16 protein-coding genes are annotated in these 15,154 nt (G+C 57.3%); 13 read left to right on the top strand and 3 right to left on the bottom strand.

Going from position 1 to position 15,154, the window contains the following annotated elements:
* The 10 genes from rplO (at position 1) to bfr (ending at position 7,148) form a co-directional block, all read left to right on the top strand.
* The gene (gene rplO, locus JTJ32_RS21540) at positions 1–435 is read left to right on the top strand and encodes a 50S ribosomal protein L15 (RefSeq protein ID WP_004883688.1); all 435 of its coding nucleotides are present in this window, start codon (positions 1–3) and stop codon (positions 433–435) included.
* Positions 436–1,770: a preprotein translocase subunit SecY gene (gene secY / locus JTJ32_RS21535; RefSeq protein WP_004883689.1), complete on the top strand. Its 1,335-nt coding sequence runs from the start codon at positions 436–438 to the stop codon at positions 1,768–1,770. It abuts the gene before it with no gap.
* A gap of 28 nt (positions 1,771–1,798) precedes the next feature.
* Positions 1,799–1,915, top strand: coding sequence for a 50S ribosomal protein L36 (gene rpmJ / locus JTJ32_RS21530; RefSeq protein ID WP_002555468.1), 117 nt, complete (start codon positions 1,799–1,801; stop codon positions 1,913–1,915).
* A 130-nt stretch (positions 1,916–2,045) separates the two neighbouring features.
* A complete protein-coding gene (rpsM, locus tag JTJ32_RS21525; protein ID WP_004883692.1) occupies positions 2,046–2,402 on the top strand; it encodes a 30S ribosomal protein S13 in 357 nt (118 codons plus the stop codon).
* A 30-nt stretch (positions 2,403–2,432) separates the two neighbouring features.
* On the top strand, positions 2,433–2,822 hold the full coding sequence (gene rpsK / locus JTJ32_RS21520; RefSeq protein ID WP_002555466.1) for a 30S ribosomal protein S11: 390 nt from the start codon (positions 2,433–2,435) through the stop codon (positions 2,820–2,822).
* 18 nt (positions 2,823–2,840) lie between these two features.
* A complete protein-coding gene (gene rpsD, locus JTJ32_RS21515) occupies positions 2,841–3,461 on the top strand; it encodes a 30S ribosomal protein S4 (protein WP_002555465.1) in 621 nt (206 codons plus the stop codon).
* A 22-nt stretch (positions 3,462–3,483) separates the two neighbouring features.
* Positions 3,484–4,485: a DNA-directed RNA polymerase subunit alpha gene (locus JTJ32_RS21510; protein WP_003176403.1), complete on the top strand. Its 1,002-nt coding sequence runs from the start codon at positions 3,484–3,486 to the stop codon at positions 4,483–4,485.
* A gap of 41 nt (positions 4,486–4,526) precedes the next feature.
* Positions 4,527–4,913, top strand: a complete 387-nt coding sequence (gene rplQ / locus JTJ32_RS21505; protein ID WP_002555463.1) for a 50S ribosomal protein L17 — start codon at positions 4,527–4,529, stop codon at positions 4,911–4,913.
* Between the two features lie 169 nt (positions 4,914–5,082).
* On the top strand, positions 5,083–6,528 hold the full coding sequence (locus JTJ32_RS21500) for a catalase (RefSeq protein ID WP_210043231.1): 1,446 nt from the start codon (positions 5,083–5,085) through the stop codon (positions 6,526–6,528).
* 155 nt (positions 6,529–6,683) lie between these two features.
* Complete coding sequence (gene bfr / locus JTJ32_RS21495; protein WP_004883697.1) at positions 6,684–7,148, top strand: bacterioferritin; 465 nt, start codon at positions 6,684–6,686, stop codon at positions 7,146–7,148.
* Between the two features lie 130 nt (positions 7,149–7,278).
* On the opposite strand, the gene uvrA is transcribed toward bfr, so the two are convergent.
* A complete protein-coding gene (uvrA, locus tag JTJ32_RS21490) occupies positions 7,279–10,113 on the bottom strand; it encodes an excinuclease ABC subunit UvrA (RefSeq protein WP_099227154.1) in 2,835 nt (944 codons plus the stop codon).
* 188 nt (positions 10,114–10,301) lie between these two features.
* Here uvrA and JTJ32_RS21485 point away from each other — a divergent pair, with 188 nt between their 5' ends.
* From JTJ32_RS21485 to JTJ32_RS21475, 3 genes are all read left to right on the top strand, one after another.
* Positions 10,302–11,696: an MFS transporter gene (locus tag JTJ32_RS21485; protein WP_210043230.1), complete on the top strand. Its 1,395-nt coding sequence runs from the start codon at positions 10,302–10,304 to the stop codon at positions 11,694–11,696.
* 9 nt (positions 11,697–11,705) lie between these two features.
* A complete protein-coding gene (locus JTJ32_RS21480) occupies positions 11,706–12,260 on the top strand; it encodes a single-stranded DNA-binding protein (protein WP_004883704.1) in 555 nt (184 codons plus the stop codon).
* Between the two features lie 239 nt (positions 12,261–12,499).
* Positions 12,500–13,591, top strand: coding sequence for an alkene reductase (locus JTJ32_RS21475; protein WP_210043242.1), 1,092 nt, complete (start codon positions 12,500–12,502; stop codon positions 13,589–13,591).
* A 46-nt stretch (positions 13,592–13,637) separates the two neighbouring features.
* Here JTJ32_RS21475 and JTJ32_RS21470 read toward each other — a convergent pair whose 3' ends face one another.
* Together JTJ32_RS21470 and JTJ32_RS21465 are read right to left on the bottom strand one after the other, a co-directional pair.
* Positions 13,638–14,393, bottom strand: coding sequence for an inositol monophosphatase family protein (locus JTJ32_RS21470; protein WP_099227151.1), 756 nt, complete (start codon positions 14,391–14,393; stop codon positions 13,638–13,640).
* The gene (locus tag JTJ32_RS21465; RefSeq protein ID WP_099227150.1) at positions 14,390–15,151 is read right to left on the bottom strand and encodes a glycerophosphodiester phosphodiesterase family protein; all 762 of its coding nucleotides are present in this window, start codon (positions 15,149–15,151) and stop codon (positions 14,390–14,392) included. Before JTJ32_RS21465 ends, JTJ32_RS21470 begins: the two co-directional genes overlap by 4 nt.
* Positions 15,152–15,154 lie beyond the last annotated feature (3 nt).

Raw genomic sequence — 15,154 nt, 5'->3', positions numbered from 1 at the left:
ATGAAACTCAATGATCTGAGTCCAGCGCCGGGTTCCCGTCGCGAAAAGCATCGTCCGGGCCGTGGTATCGGTAGCGGTTTGGGTAAGACTGGTGGCCGCGGCCACAAAGGTCAGACCTCCCGCTCCGGTGGCACCATTGCTCCGGGCTTTGAGGGCGGCCAACAGCCGCTGCATCGTCGCCTGCCAAAATTCGGTTTCGTTTCCCTGAAAGCCATGGACCGCGCAGAAGTGCGTCTGTCCGAGCTGGCCAAAGTGGAAGGCGACATCGTAACTGTGCAGACCCTGAAGGATGCCAACGTGATTAACCAGAACGTACAGCGTGTGAAAATCATGCTGTCGGGCGAAGTTACTCGCGCTGTCACCATCAAAGGTATCGCCGCCACCAAAGGTGCGCGTGCGGCTATCGAAGCAGCTGGCGGCAAGTTCGAGGAATAAATGGCTAAGCAAGGTGCTCTCTCTGCGCTCGGCAAAGGCGGTATGTCTGAACTCTGGGCTCGTCTGCGTTTTCTGTTCCTGGCGATTATCGTCTACCGAATAGGCGCACACATCCCGGTTCCAGGTATCAACCCGGACCGACTCGCAGAACTGTTTCGACAGAATGAGGGGACCATTCTTAGCTTGTTCAACATGTTTTCCGGTGGCGCGCTGGAGCGGATGAGTATCTTTGCACTGGGGATCATGCCGTACATTTCGGCATCGATCATCATGCAGTTGATGACCGCCGTCAGCCCGCAACTGGAGCAGTTGAAGAAGGAAGGTGAAGCTGGCCGTCGCAAGATTAGCCAGTACACCCGCTATGGCACCGTAGTCCTGGCTCTGGTTCAAGCTGTCGGCATGTCCGTCGGTCTGGCCAGTCAGGGCGTAGCGTTTTCTGGGGACCTGGGTTTCCATTTTGTGGCCGTAACCACCTTCGTGGCAGGTGCGATGTTCATGATGTGGCTGGGCGAGCAGATTACCGAGCGCGGTGTCGGCAACGGTATCTCGATGTTGATTTTCGCAGGTATCGTCGCCGGTCTTCCGAGAGCGATAGGGCAGTCTTTCGAGTCTGCACGTCAGGGTGATATCAATATCTTCGCTCTGGTCGCAATCGGTTTGCTGGCAGTAGCGATCATCGGTTTCGTGGTCTTCATTGAGCGTGGTCAGCGTCGTATCGCTGTTCACTACGCCAAGCGTCAGCAGGGCCGCAAGGTCTTCGCTGCGCAGACAAGCCACTTGCCGCTGAAAGTGAACATGGCTGGTGTGATTCCGGCCATTTTTGCGAGCAGCATTTTGCTGTTCCCGGCTTCGCTGGGTTCCTGGTTTGGTCAGTCTGAAGGTCTGGGCTGGCTGCAGGACATCTCGCAGTCGATCGCTCCTGGTCAGCCGTTGAATATTCTGCTGTTTAGTGCAGGGATTATTTTCTTCTGCTTCTTCTATACGGCGTTGATGTTCAATCCGAAAGACGTAGCGGAAAACCTGAAGAAGTCCGGTGCCTTTATTCCGGGTATTCGTCCAGGCGAGCAGTCAGCGCGCTACATTGATGGCGTTTTGACTCGTTTGACCATGTTCGGTGCTCTTTATATGACGGCCGTGTGTCTGCTCCCCCAGTTTCTGGTGGTTGCGGCAAACGTACCGTTCTACCTTGGCGGGACCTCGTTGCTGATCGTGGTCGTGGTTGTGATGGACTTCATGTCCCAAGTGCAATCTCACCTCGTTTCGCACCAGTATGAATCCCTGATGAAGAAAGCCAACCTGAAGGGCTACGGTGGCAGCGGCGGTATGCTGCGCTGAAGCACCCCTAAGGTTCGAGGAGTTGGTGATGAAAGTTCGTGCATCGGTGAAAAAGCTGTGCCGTAACTGCAAGATTATTCGCCGCGAAGGTGTTGTTCGAGTAATTTGCAGCGCGGAACCACGTCATAAGCAGCGCCAAGGCTGATTGTGATTTGTGCTTAAGCCCAGCAGCTAGTGCGCTGCTGGGTTGATTATTTGTTACTACAGCGATATTATCTCGCGCCCTATTTCTTGGCTTCCGGGGCGTAGGTAGCTGTCAATTGGAGTCCCACTGAATGGCCCGTATTGCAGGCGTTAACATTCCAGATAACAAGCATACTGTTATCTCGCTGACCTACATCTATGGTGTTGGTCGCACCACTGCACAGAAAATTTGTGCAACCACCGGGGTTAACCCGGCGGCGAAGATCAAAGATCTGAGCGACGAGCAGATTGAACAGCTGCGTGGCGAAGTGGCGAAGTTCACCACTGAAGGTGACCTGCGTCGCGAAATCAACATGAAAATCAAGCGCTTGATGGACCTGGGCTGCTATCGCGGTCTGCGTCATCGTCGTGGTCTTCCAGTACGCGGTCAGCGTACCAAGACCAACGCGCGTACTCGCAAAGGTCCGCGTAAGCCGATCCGCAAGTAATCGCTCCAGCGCAACGACAGGAATTTAGTCATGGCAAAACCTGCTGCTCGTCCTCGTAAAAAAGTTAAAAAGACAGTGGTTGATGGCATCGCCCACATCCACGCGTCGTTTAACAACACAATCGTCACCATTACCGATCGTCAAGGTAACGCTCTTTCGTGGGCTACCTCCGGCGGTTCGGGTTTCCGTGGTTCCCGCAAGTCCACGCCGTTCGCTGCTCAGGTAGCTGCTGAACGTGCTGGTCAAGCTGCGCTGGAATACGGTCTGAAGAACCTCGACGTCAATGTCAAGGGTCCAGGCCCAGGTCGTGAATCCGCTGTCCGTGCATTGAACGGCTGTGGCTATAAGATCGCCAGCATCACCGACGTGACGCCAATCCCGCACAACGGGTGCCGTCCGCCGAAGAAGCGCCGCGTGTAATCCAGGAGACTGTAAGAAATGGCTCGTTACATTGGTCCAAAATGCAAACTTGCTCGTCGTGAAGGCACCGATCTCTTTCTGAAGAGCGGCGTTCGCGCTATCGAATCCAAGTGCAACATCGAAGCAGCTCCAGGCATCCACGGCCAGCGCCGCGGTCGCCAGTCCGATTACGGTACTCAGCTGCGTGAAAAGCAAAAAGTCCGTCGTATCTACGGCGTTCTCGAGCGTCAGTTCAGCGGCTACTACAAAGAAGCCGCCGGCAAGAAAGGCGCAACAGGTGAGAACCTGCTGCAGCTGCTCGAATGCCGTCTGGACAACGTTGTATACCGCATGGGCTTCGGCTCGACTCGTGCCGAATCCCGTCAATTGGTTTCGCACAAGTCTGTTAGCGTCAACGGCAAAACCGTTAACGTTCCTTCTTATCAGGTTCGTGCTGGCGACGTTGTTGCTATCCGCGAAAAGGCTAAGAACCAACTGCGTATTGTCCAGGCTCTCGATCTGTGTGCCCAACGTGGCCGCGTAGAATGGGTAGAAGTAGACACTGAGAAGAAATCGGGCGTTTTCAAGAACGTACCAGCTCGCAGTGATCTATCCGCCGACATCAACGAAAGCCTGATTGTCGAGCTCTACTCCAAGTAAGGGCTAGAAAATAGGTGCATCCATGCAGATTTCGGTAAATGAGTTCCTGACACCCCGCCATATTGATGTGCAGGTTGTCAGTCCAACCCGCGCCAAGATCACTCTCGAGCCTCTCGAGCGTGGTTTTGGCCATACCCTGGGCAACGCGCTTCGCCGCATTTTGTTGTCCTCCATGCCCGGCTGTGCAGTAGTCGAGGCCGAGATTGACGGTGTACTCCATGAGTACAGCGCCATCGAAGGTGTACAGGAAGACGTCATTGAAATCCTGTTGAACCTTAAAGGTCTGGCTATCAAGCTGCACGGTCGAGACGAAGTTACGCTGACCTTGTCGAAGAAGGGTTCGGGGGTGGTTACCGCTGCCGATATTCAGCTGGATCATGATGTCGAGATCGTTAACCCCGATCACGTAATCGCTAACCTGGCGTCTAACGGCGCCTTGAACATGAAGCTCACCGTAGCTCGTGGTCGTGGTTATGAGCCGGCAGACTCGCGTCAAAGCGATGAAGACGAAAGCCGCAGCATTGGTCGCTTGCAGCTCGACTCTTCGTTCAGCCCGGTTCGCCGTATCGCATACGTGGTGGAAAACGCCCGTGTCGAACAGCGTACCAACCTGGACAAGCTGGTTATTGATCTGGAAACCAATGGTACGCTGGATCCTGAAGAGGCTATCCGCCGCGCTGCAACCATTCTGCAACAGCAGTTGGCTGCGTTCGTCGACCTCAAAGGCGACAGCGAACCTGTGGTAATCGAACAGGAAGACGAGATCGATCCGATCCTGCTCCGTCCGGTTGACGATTTGGAACTGACTGTACGTTCGGCTAACTGCCTTAAGGCGGAGAACATTTACTACATTGGTGACCTGATTCAGCGCACCGAAGTAGAACTGTTGAAAACTCCGAACCTTGGGAAGAAGTCTTTGACTGAGATCAAAGATGTTCTGGCCTCCCGTGGTCTGTCCCTCGGCATGCGCCTCGACAACTGGCCGCCGGCAAGTCTTAAGAAGGACGACAAGGCTACGGCCTGATCGTCGTAATCACCGAACGCGAGTTTGGTAAGGAATGAACCATGCGTCATCGTAAAAGTGGACGTCACCTGAGCCGTACCAGCTCTCACCGCAAAGCCATGTTTCAAAACATGGCGGTGTCGCTGTTCGAGCACGAGCTGATCAAGACTACCCTGCCGAAAGCCAAGGAACTGCGCCGCGTTGCCGAGCCGCTGATCACCCTGGCCAAGGAAGACAGCGTTGCTAACCGTCGTCTGGCTTTCGACCGTACTCGTTCGAAAGAAATCGTCGGCAAGCTGTTCAACGATCTGGGCAAGCGCTATGCAACCCGTCAGGGCGGCTACCTGCGCATCCTCAAGTGCGGTTTCCGCGCTGGCGACAACGCGCCTATGGCGTACGTCGAGTTGGTTGATCGTCCTGTCGGCGGCTCTGTAGAAGCTGCTGAATAAGGCATCAGTTTGAACAAGAAACCGGGCCCTGTGCCCGGTTTTTTGTTGCCCTAAATTAATAAAAGCTATCAACATTTAACAATTAATAAATTTCCTCGTGTGATGCTTTCGAATAATAATCTCGCTCAAGCTGATTAGCCGGCTCTATAGAGCCTGAGGAAGACATTGCATGACCCTGAAGACGCTTACGACCGCCAGTGGTGCGCCGGTCGCCGATAACCAGAATTCCCGCTCGGCAGGCCCACGGGGTCCTTTGCTTCTGGACGACTTCCACCTGATCGAGAAGCTCGCCCACTTCAACCGCGAGAACATTCCAGAGCGCCGTGTACATGCCAAGGGCTCGGGTGCTCACGGTACATTCACAGTGACCAAAGACATCTCGCAATACACCAGCGCCGACCTGTTCAATGCTGTGGGTAAGCAGACGCCCATCTTCATTCGGTTTTCCACAGTAGGTGGCGAGCGCGGCTCGGCTGATACCGAACGCGATCCGCGTGGTTTCGCGGTGAAGTTTTACACCCAGGAAGGTAACTGGGACATCGTGGGCAATAACACGCCGGTGTTCTTTATCCGTGACCCGCTGAAATTTCCTGACTTCATTCATACGCAGAAGCGTTTGCCGCAGACCAATCTCAAAAGCTCGCAAATGATGTGGGATTTCTGGTCGCACTCGCCAGAAGCGTTGCATCAGGTCACCATCCTGTTTTCGGATCGCGGTATTCCTGATGGCTACCGCCACATGCACGGCTTCGGCAGCCACACCTACAGCCTGATTAGCGCCAATGGCGAGCGTCACTGGGTGAAGTGGCACTACAAGAGCAGACAGGGCATCAGGAACCTCACGCCCGAGGATGCCGCACGCATCGCCGGGACTGATCCTGATTACGCTCAACGCGATCTGTTTACTGCTATCGAAAAAGGCGACTTCCCGAAGTGGCAGGTTTGCATTCAGTTGATGACCGAAGCTCAGGCCAACAACCATCACGAAAACCCTTTCGACGTCACCAAAACCTGGTCGCAGAAAGAGTACCCATTGATTGAAGTCGGCGAGATGGAGCTGAATCGCAATCCGCTGAACTACTTTGCTGAAGTCGAGCAGGCGGCGTTTGGCCCCAGCAATATGGTGCCGGGTGTAGGGCTTTCTCCGGACCGCATGCTGCAGGGTCGTGTGTTCGCCTATGCAGATGCTCATCGCTATCGCGTCGGCACCAATCACCAGCAGCTGCCGATCAACGCGCCGAAGAACCCGGTTTACAGCTACCAGCGTGACGGCTCGATGGCGTTTGGCTCCAACGGTGGTGCTGCGCCGAACTATGAGCCAAACAGCTACTCGGACGCGCCCAGGCAGAATCCTCGCTATGCCGAGCCCGCGCTCGCGTTGAGCGGCAATGCCGATCGTTATGATCATCGTGTGGATGATGATTACTACAGCCAGGCGGGGAAGTTGTTCAACCTGATGAGCGCCGATCAGAAAGCGTTGTTGATCAATAACATTGCCGGCGCAATGGGCGGCGTATCCAGTGATGTCGTGCAGCGTCAGTTGCAGCACTTCTACAAAGCTGACGTTGCTTATGGGGAAGGCATCGCCAATGCGCTGGGTGTGAAACTGGGCTGAGTCGAAGTGAGAAACAGAACCGCCCTCATTTGGGCGGTTTTTCGCTTCTGAATGGCGTAAATTCGACGCTTTTTATCGGATTATTGCGTTTTTCCGAGTGACCTCCGGCGGCGCTTGGTTCAAACTATCGCCTTTGAAGCAGGAGATCTGGTGCGATGCAAGGCCATCCAGAAGTAATCGATTATCTGAACACATTGCTCACTGGCGAACTGGCGGCTCGTGACCAATATTTCATTCATTCGCGCATGTACGAAGATTGGGGTTTCGCCAAGCTCTACGAGCGCATCAATCACGAGATGGAAGAAGAGGCGCAACACGCCGATGCGCTGATGCGTCGTATCCTGATGCTCGAAGGCACGCCGCGCATGCGTCCCGACGATCTGGACATCGGCACCACAGTGCCCGAGATGCTCGCCAGCGATCTTCGTCTCGAGTACAAGGTCCGCGCTGCGCTCTGCAAGGGCATCGCGCTCTGCGAGCTGCACAAGGATTACATCAGCCGTGACATTCTTCGCGTTCAACTGGCTGATACTGAGGAAGACCACACCTATTGGCTGGAACAGCAAATGGGGCTGATCAAGTCCATCGGTTTGCAGAACTACCTGCAATCGCAGTTCTGATTCAGCGACGGCTGTAACGAAAAAAGCTCCTGCACTTGCGTGACAGGAGCTTTTTTTCGTCTTCGATTCAACCATAAGGTATGGACCTGAGCGGATCCGGCCGAAGCCGGACCCGGCAGGTTAATCCCCGTCAGGCTTTGTCGCGTATCAACAACGGCTTGAGGTAATGCCCGGTGTAAGACTGCTTCATCTCGGCAACCTGTTCCGGCGTGCCAGTGGCGATAATCTGTCCGCCGCGCGAACCGCCTTCGGGACCCAGATCGACCAGCCAGTCCGCCGTCTTGATGACGTCCAGGTTGTGCTCGATCACCACCACGGTGTTGCCGTGATCGCGCAGGCGGTGCAGGACGTCGAGCAGTTGCTGAATATCCGCGAAGTGCAGACCTGTCGTCGGCTCGTCGAGGATGTACAGCGTCTTGCCGGTGTCACGCTTGGACAGTTCGCGGGACAGCTTGACCCGCTGAGCCTCGCCACCCGACAACGTTGTCGCCGACTGACCCAGCTTGATGTAGGAAAGCCCCACATCCATCAGGGTCTGCAGCTTGCGCGCCAGGGCCGGAACAGCATCGAAGAATTCACGCGCCTCTTCGATGGTCATCTCCAGCACCTCGTGGATGCTCTTGCCCTTGTACTTGATCTCCAGCGTCTCGCGGTTGTAGCGCTTGCTCTTGCACACATCGCACGGCACGTAGATGTCCGGCAGAAAGTGCATCTCCACCTTGATCAGACCATCGCCCTGACAGGCTTCGCAGCGTCCGCCCTTGACGTTGAACGAGAACCGGCCCGGCCCGTAGCCACGCGAGCGCGACTCTGGCACACCGGCAAACAGTTCACGGATGGGAGTGAACAGCCCGGTGTAGGTCGCAGGGTTGGAGCGGGGTGTGCGACCGATCGGGCTCTGGTCGATATCCACGACCTTGTCCAGGTGCTGCAGGCCGTTGATGCTGTCATGCGTGGCGGCTTCCAGCGTCGTTGCGCCGTTCAGTGCAGTGGCGCTGAGCGGGAACAGCGTGTTGTTGATCAGTGTCGATTTGCCCGATCCCGAAACACCCGTCACGCAGGTCAGCAGACCAATCGGGATCTCAAGGTTCACGTTCTGCAGGTTATTGCCGCGAGCGCCTTTGAGCGTCAGCGAAAGCTTCTTGTTGCGAGGCGTGCGCTTGGCCGGGACTTCGATCTTGACGCGCCCTGACAGGTACTTGCCTGTCAGCGAGTCGGGGTGCGACATGACCTGATCTGGTGTGCCTTCGGCGACGATATGTCCGCCATGCACACCCGCTCCCGGGCCGATGTCCACCACGTAGTCGGCCAGACGAATTGCATCTTCGTCATGCTCGACCACGATCACCGTGTTGCCGATGTCGCGCAGGTGCTTGAGCGTGCCTAGCAGGCGGTCGTTGTCACGCTGGTGCAGGCCAATGGACGGTTCGTCGAGGATGTACATCACCCCGACCAGGCCGGCACCGATCTGGCTGGCCAGACGAATACGCTGCGCCTCGCCGCCGGAAAGAGTGTCCGCACTGCGATCCAGCGTCAGGTAATCCAGACCCACGTTCACCAGAAACTGCAGGCGCTCACGGATTTCCTTGAGAATCTTGTCAGCAATTTCGCCACGGCGACCCGTCAGCTTCAGGGTGTCGAAGTAGTGAGTGGCATCGCCAATCGGCAGATTGGTCACTGCTGGCAGCGTTTTCTCGCCCACCCAGACATGACGCGCTTCGCGACGCAGACGCGTGCCGCGGCAGTCGGGGCAGGGTTGGGTACCGAGGAACTTGGCCAGCTCTTCGCGGACGGTTGCCGATTCGGTTTCGCGATAGCGACGCTCCAGGTTCGGCACGATGCCTTCGAACGGGTGAGCGCGTTTGACGATGTCGCCACGGTCATTCAGGTAGCGGAAGTCAACGTTCTGCGAGCCGCTGCCGTTGAGCAGGATCTTTTGCTGATCGGCAGGCAATGCCTTGAACGGTACTTCCAGACTGAAGCCGTAGTGCTTGGACAGCGAACCGAGCATCTGGAAGTAATAGACGTTTCGTCTGTCCCAGCCTCGTATCGCGCCTTCCGCCAGCGTCAGTTCGGCATTCACCAGTCGCTTGATGTCGAAGAACTGCTTCACACCCAGGCCATCGCAGGTCGGGCAGGCGCCAGCCGGGTTGTTGAAGGAGAACAGCTTGGGCTCCAGCTCGCTGATCGCATGGCCACAGATCGGGCAGGCGAAGCGCGCAGAGAAGATTGTCTCTTCACCCGGCTCATCGTCCATTGGCGCAACCAGCGCAATGCCGTCTGCCAGTTTGAGCGCCGTTTCGAAGGATTCAGCCAGACGCTGTTGCAGGTCCGCACGTACCTTGAAGCGGTCCACGACCACATCGATGGAATGCTTCTTCTGTTTGTCGAGCTTCGGCAGTTCATCCAGCTCGCACAGCTTGCCGTTGACCCGTGCACGCACGAAGCCCTGGGCACGCAGCTCTTCGAAGACCGACAGGTGTTCGCCCTTTCGCTCGCGAATGACCGGTGCCAGCAACATCAGCTTGCTGCCTTCCGGCTGAGCCAGGACCAGGTCGACCATCTGGCTGACAGTCTGGGCTTCAAGCGGAATATCATGGTCCGGGCAGCGAGGCTGGCCGACTCGCGCATACAGCAGGCGCAGGTAGTCGTAGATTTCGGTGATGGTGCCCACGGTCGAGCGCGGGTTGTGAGACGTCGATTTCTGTTCGATGGAAATCGCAGGCGACAGACCTTCGATGGTATCGACGTCGGGCTTTTCCATCATCGACAGGAACTGCCGGGCGTAGGCCGACAGCGACTCGACATAACGCCGCTGCCCTTCGGCGTAGAGCGTGTCGAAAGCCAAGGATGATTTGCCAGAGCCGGACAGTCCGGTGATAACGATCAGCTTGTCGCGTGGAAGGGTCAGGTCAATATTTTTCAGGTTGTGGGTTCGAGCCCCACGAATCAGGATCTTGTCCAAAATGGCCTCGCACGGCGGGCGTCGAAAACATGGGAGTATACGGATAAATACTGGATGGATACACACTATCCACCGGCTTTACAGACAGAGATGAATACTCTGTCATGTAAACGCGTCAAAGCGTCGCGATATACCCCGTCAATCGATGGGACTGGTAGAATCGCCGCCGGTTCACACGAGGTTTCTCCATGCACGATCCCCACAGCGAACGAATGAGCAGCGGCGAGACACGTGCCGCAGGCGGTCTTGCGCTGGTCTTCGCGTTTCGCATGCTCGGTATGTTCATGGTGCTTCCGGTTCTGGCCACTTACGGCATGGACCTGGCGGGCGCCAGCCCCGCGCTGATCGGCCTGGCCATCGGCGCATACGGCCTGACCCAGGCTGTGCTGCAGATCCCGTTCGGGATCATTTCCGACCGCATCGGTCGGCGTCCCGTCATCTACCTGGGGCTGATCATCTTCGCCATCGGCAGTGTCGTGGCGGCGAATGCCGATTCGATCTGGGGCATTATCGCCGGCCGCATCCTGCAGGGTGCCGGTGCGATTTCCGCCGCCGTCATGGCGCTGCTCTCGGACCTGACCCGTGAACAACACCGCACCAAGGCCATGGCCATGATCGGCATGACCATCGGTTTGTCGTTTGCGGTCGCGATGGTGGTCGGTCCGATCATCACCGGCGTGTTCGGGTTGTCGGGGCTGTTTCTGGCCACTGGCGGCATGGCCCTGTTGGGGATCCTGATCATCGCGTTCATCGTGCCCAAGGCGAACGGCCCGCTGCTGCATCGTGAGTCTGGCGTCGCCAAACAGGCGCTTGGGCAGACGCTGCGTCACCCGGACCTGCTGCGTCTGGATCTGGGTATCTTCGTATTGCACGCCATGCTCATGTCCAGCTTCGTGGCACTGCCGCTGGCGCTGGTCGAAAAAGCCGGTCTGCCCAAGGAACAACACTGGTGGGTCTACCTGACCGCACTGCTGATTTCGTTCTTTGCGATGATCCCGTTCATCATATACGGTGAGAAGAAGCGCCAGATGAAGCGCGTTCTGCTCGGCGCCGTGACCGTGCTGATGGTGTCCGAACTTTACTTCTGGGCATTTGGTAACACGTTGCGGACACTGGTCATAGGGACAGTGGTATTCTTCACCGCGTTCAACCTGCTGGAGGCGTCTTTGCCGTCGTTGATCAGCAAGGTGTCACCGGCTGGCGGAAAAGGGACGGCAATGGGGGTTTATTCCACCAGCCAGTTTCTTGGATCGGCCGCAGGTGGGATACTGGGCGGCTGGTTGTTCCAGCACGGCGGGCTCGATGTGGTGTTCCTTGGCGGTGCAGCCATGGCCGCCGTCTGGCTTGCGTTTGCAATGACCATGCGTGAACCGCCTTACGTGACAAGCCTACGTCTGCCGTTGTCGCCAGAGGCACAGCGTGATGCAGGCCTGGCAGAGCGTTTAAAGTCCGTAACCGGCGTAACGGATGCAGTGGTGGTTGCCGAGGAGGCAGCCATCTATATCAAACTGGATACAAAATTATTGGATCGTGCCTCTCTCGAAAAGCTGATCAATCCAGCATCAGAAGCGTGCGAAGCCTAGGAGAACGTTATGGCCCGTGGGGTTAACAAAGTCATATTGGTCGGTACATGCGGCCAGGATCCCGAAGTTCGCTACTTGCCTAACGGTAACGCCGTGACCAACCTGAGTCTGGCAACCAGCGAACAGTGGACTGACAAGCAGACCGGTCAGAAGGTCGAGAAGACCGAGTGGCACCGTGTTTCGATGTTCGGCAAGGTTGCCGAAATCGCTGGCGAATACCTGCGCAAGGGTTCACAGGTCTACATCGAGGGCAAGTTGCAGACCCGCGAATGGGAAAAAGACGGTATCAAGCGTTACACCACCGAAATCGTCGTCGACATGCAAGGCACCATGCAATTGCTGGGCGGCCGTCCACAGGGCGACGCACAACAAGGCCAGGGTGGCGGCAACTACAACCAGTCCGCCCCTCGTCCACAGCAGTCGCGCCCGCAGCAGTCGGCTCCGCCACAGCAGAACTACAACCAGCAGCCTCCACAGCAACGCGAATCCCGCCCTGCGCCACAGCAGCAAGCGCCGCAGCCGGCTGCCGACTTTGATAGTTTTGATGACGATATTCCGTTCTGATCGCATCTCCCTCAGAACCGCACCACCCAAAGCGAAGCCACTCACCTGGCTTCGCTTTTTTTATGCCTGCATAACGCCATCACGCTATAGATGTTACTCAGCATCAAAGTCGTTGACGATTTAGATTTTGTTCATCATCATAACTCCATCTTCTACACCCGCGATGTCCCTGAGCGTTCTCCGGTTCGCGTCCAAGGCTCATCCTGATGACCAAAGCCCTTCAGATCACAGGCCCTGAAATGACTGAAAAAAACCTCTTCGACACGTATCGCCTCGGCAATCTCATTCTCTCCAATCGTATCGTCATGGCTCCGTTGACCCGCAACCGTGCTGGCGCGGGGCTGGTGCCGAGTGAGTTGGCTGCGACCTATTACGGTCAGCGTGCTTCTGCCGGTTTGCTGATCACCGAGGCCACTCAGGTGTCCCCGCAGGCGCAGGGGTATCAGGACACACCGGGTATTTACACTCAGGCGCAGATCGATGGCTGGCGCAAGGTGACGGATGAGGTGCATGCCAGAGGCGGGCGTATTTTTGTGCAGTTGTGGCACGTGGGGCGTATTTCTCATGTGGATTTGCAGCCGGGTGGCGCTGCGCCGGTTGCGCCTTCGGCGATTCGTGCTGAAACCAAGACGTTCGTGAACAATGGTTTCCACGATGTTTCCGAGCCGCGGGCGCTGGAGCTGAGTGAATTGCCTGGCATCGTGAATGATTTCCGTCAGGCGGCGGCGAATGCCATTGCGGCCGGTTTTGACGGTGTGGAAGTGCATGGCGCGAACGGCTATCTGCTGGAGCAGTTCATCAAGGACGGTGCGAACACCAGGACTGACGATTACGGTGGCTCTGTCGAGAATCGTGCGCGTCTGTTGCTGGAAGTGACGGCTGCAGTGGTTGCCGAGATTGGTGCCGAGCGCACCGGTGTGCGTATTTCACCTGCATCTCCTGCTGGCGCGATCAGCAGCAGCGATCCTCAGCCGCAGTACAACTACATCGTTGAAGAACTGGATGTGCTGGGCGTCGTTTACCTGCATGTCGTCGAAGGGGCGACCGGTGGGCCGCGTGATGCGGTGCCATTCGATTACGGGCAATTGCGCAAACGCTTCCATCAGACCTATCTGGCCAATAACGGCTATGACCTTGATCTGGCCACTTCGCGGCTGGTCGATGGCAGTGTTGATCTGGTGGCGTTCGGTCGTCCCTTCATCAGCAACCCGGATCTGACCGAACGCTTGAAGACGGGCGCACCGTTGACGCCGATGAATCCGGCCACAATCTATGGCGGCGGGGCAGAGGGGTATACCGATTACCCGACGCTGGTCCAAGCCACGGCCTGATGCCGGTTACGCATCCGTCGCAATGACGGATGCGTTTCCCTGATGTTCAAACGCTGCGTGAACTTGCAAAGATTGCCATCAGCTCTTCGCTCCCCACGGCTACGCTCATGGCGGCCGGTATTTGTTTGCCCTCGATCCTGCACAGCAAACCGGCTTCTCGGCAGATGACGGCGCCCGCAGCGATGTCCCACAAATTGGTAAACCGTTCGAGGTAACCATCGATCTGCCCGAGCGCCGCGAAGCCCAGGCCAATGGTGGCGCAGCGGTAGCCTGCCAGTCCCCAGCCTTTATGGCGCAGGTTCAGTTCCAGTTGCCCCAGAGACTCCGCAGCCCAGTTGTTACTGGAACCAATGCCTACGATGCGCAGGTTCTGTGGCGGTTCGGGGCGGGCAAACGGGGCGCCATTCAGCCAAATACCTTCGCCGGACTTGGCTGACAGGGTGTACTCCAGTGCCGGGTAGGCGATGACGCCGATCACGGGCTGCCCCGCTGAAAGATAGGCGAGGGAGATGCCCCACAAAGGCGAGCCGCGCAGGAAGTTGCCGGTGCCGTCGATGGGGTCCAGCGCCCAGCCATCGATAATGACTTCGCCACCCAGTTCCTCGCCCAGTACCGGCTCATCCGGAAAGTACTCGTTCAGCCTGGCCCGTATCAGATGTTCGACTTCAAGGTCCGCCTGGGACACCAGGTCCTGAGGGCTTTTGGTGGCGATGTCCAGTGTGTGGCGGTTATTGAAGTGCTCCAGGGCCAGTGCGCTTGCCTGTTCGACACAGCGCAGGGCAATGCTCAACCGGTCATTCATTGCAGATCCTCTTCGTCGGGCTTGTCGAGCAGGTCAGGGTAGTCACTGAGAATCGATTGTGCCCCCCGCGCCAGCAGGTAACGCGCTCTGTAGGGGTTGTTGATGGTCGCCACGGCGAACTCGACCCCGCTGTGGCGCAGGCGTTCAAGGTGGTGGTCGTCGAGCATGTCGTCCAGCACATGCAGAATCCGGCAGCCATATTCGGCCAGCAACGCAGCCGGGTCGGCGGGGGCGACCAGCGACGCCATCGCCAGTGGCACTTCTGGCCATAACTGGCGCGCGCGGACAAGCGAACGTACCGAGAAACTCGAGACAAACAGGCCTCCCAACCCGGCCGGCCACATTCTCTTGAGGATTGGGATGACGATCTCGGCGGTTTCGACATCGTCGCCTATGGTGGGTTTGAGCTCGACCTGCAAGCCGAGGTTCAGACGCAAGGCACAGGCCACCACTTCTTCGAAGGTCGGCACCTGCAGACCGGCGAATGTGGGGGAGAACCAGCTCCCGGCGTCCAGTTTGCGGATGTCTTCAAAGGTGTGCAGCACGACCGCGCCTTTTCCGTTGGTGGTGCGGTCCAGCAGGTCGTCGTGGATGACGATGGGCCGACCGTCGCGGGTCAGCTTCACGTCGATTTCAACCCATTTGGCACCATGCTGCGCGGCGGTTTCCAGGGCGAGCAGGGTGTTTTCCGGTACATAGGCTTTAGCGCCGCGATGGGCAATCAGCGATGAGCGAACGAGCGGAGCACGGTTGGACATGTC

Source organism: Pseudomonas alliivorans (assembly GCF_017826695.1).
Taxonomy (GTDB): Bacteria; Pseudomonadota; Gammaproteobacteria; order Pseudomonadales; family Pseudomonadaceae; genus Aquipseudomonas; species Aquipseudomonas alliivorans.
The sequence above is the reverse complement of the archived record's forward strand: the minus strand, read 5'-3'. Positions and strand labels throughout refer to the sequence as shown.

What these genes read in the sequence shown, in the direction of transcription:
- bfr (WP_004883697.1), top strand. Translation starts at nt 6,684, where the DNA reads ATGCAAGGCCATCCAGAAGTAATCGATTATCTGAACACATTGCTCACT.
- JTJ32_RS21470 (WP_099227151.1), bottom strand. Translation starts at nt 14,393, where the DNA reads ATGAATGACCGGTTGAGCATTGCCCTGCGCTGTGTCGAACAGGCAAGC.
- secY (WP_004883689.1), top strand. Translation starts at nt 436, where the DNA reads ATGGCTAAGCAAGGTGCTCTCTCTGCGCTCGGCAAAGGCGGTATGTCT.
- JTJ32_RS21475 (WP_210043242.1), top strand. Translation starts at nt 12,500, where the DNA reads ATGACTGAAAAAAACCTCTTCGACACGTATCGCCTCGGCAATCTCATT.
- JTJ32_RS21480 (WP_004883704.1), top strand. Translation starts at nt 11,706, where the DNA reads ATGGCCCGTGGGGTTAACAAAGTCATATTGGTCGGTACATGCGGCCAG.
- rplQ (WP_002555463.1), top strand. Translation starts at nt 4,527, where the DNA reads ATGCGTCATCGTAAAAGTGGACGTCACCTGAGCCGTACCAGCTCTCAC.
- rpmJ (WP_002555468.1), top strand. Translation starts at nt 1,799, where the DNA reads ATGAAAGTTCGTGCATCGGTGAAAAAGCTGTGCCGTAACTGCAAGATT.
- JTJ32_RS21465 (WP_099227150.1), bottom strand. Translation starts at nt 15,151, where the DNA reads ATGTCCAACCGTGCTCCGCTCGTTCGCTCATCGCTGATTGCCCATCGC.
- rpsM (WP_004883692.1), top strand. Translation starts at nt 2,046, where the DNA reads ATGGCCCGTATTGCAGGCGTTAACATTCCAGATAACAAGCATACTGTT.
- JTJ32_RS21510 (WP_003176403.1), top strand. Translation starts at nt 3,484, where the DNA reads ATGCAGATTTCGGTAAATGAGTTCCTGACACCCCGCCATATTGATGTG.
- JTJ32_RS21500 (WP_210043231.1), top strand. Translation starts at nt 5,083, where the DNA reads ATGACCCTGAAGACGCTTACGACCGCCAGTGGTGCGCCGGTCGCCGAT.
- rplO (WP_004883688.1), top strand. Translation starts at nt 1, where the DNA reads ATGAAACTCAATGATCTGAGTCCAGCGCCGGGTTCCCGTCGCGAAAAG.
- rpsD (WP_002555465.1), top strand. Translation starts at nt 2,841, where the DNA reads ATGGCTCGTTACATTGGTCCAAAATGCAAACTTGCTCGTCGTGAAGGC.
- rpsK (WP_002555466.1), top strand. Translation starts at nt 2,433, where the DNA reads ATGGCAAAACCTGCTGCTCGTCCTCGTAAAAAAGTTAAAAAGACAGTG.
- JTJ32_RS21485 (WP_210043230.1), top strand. Translation starts at nt 10,302, where the DNA reads ATGCACGATCCCCACAGCGAACGAATGAGCAGCGGCGAGACACGTGCC.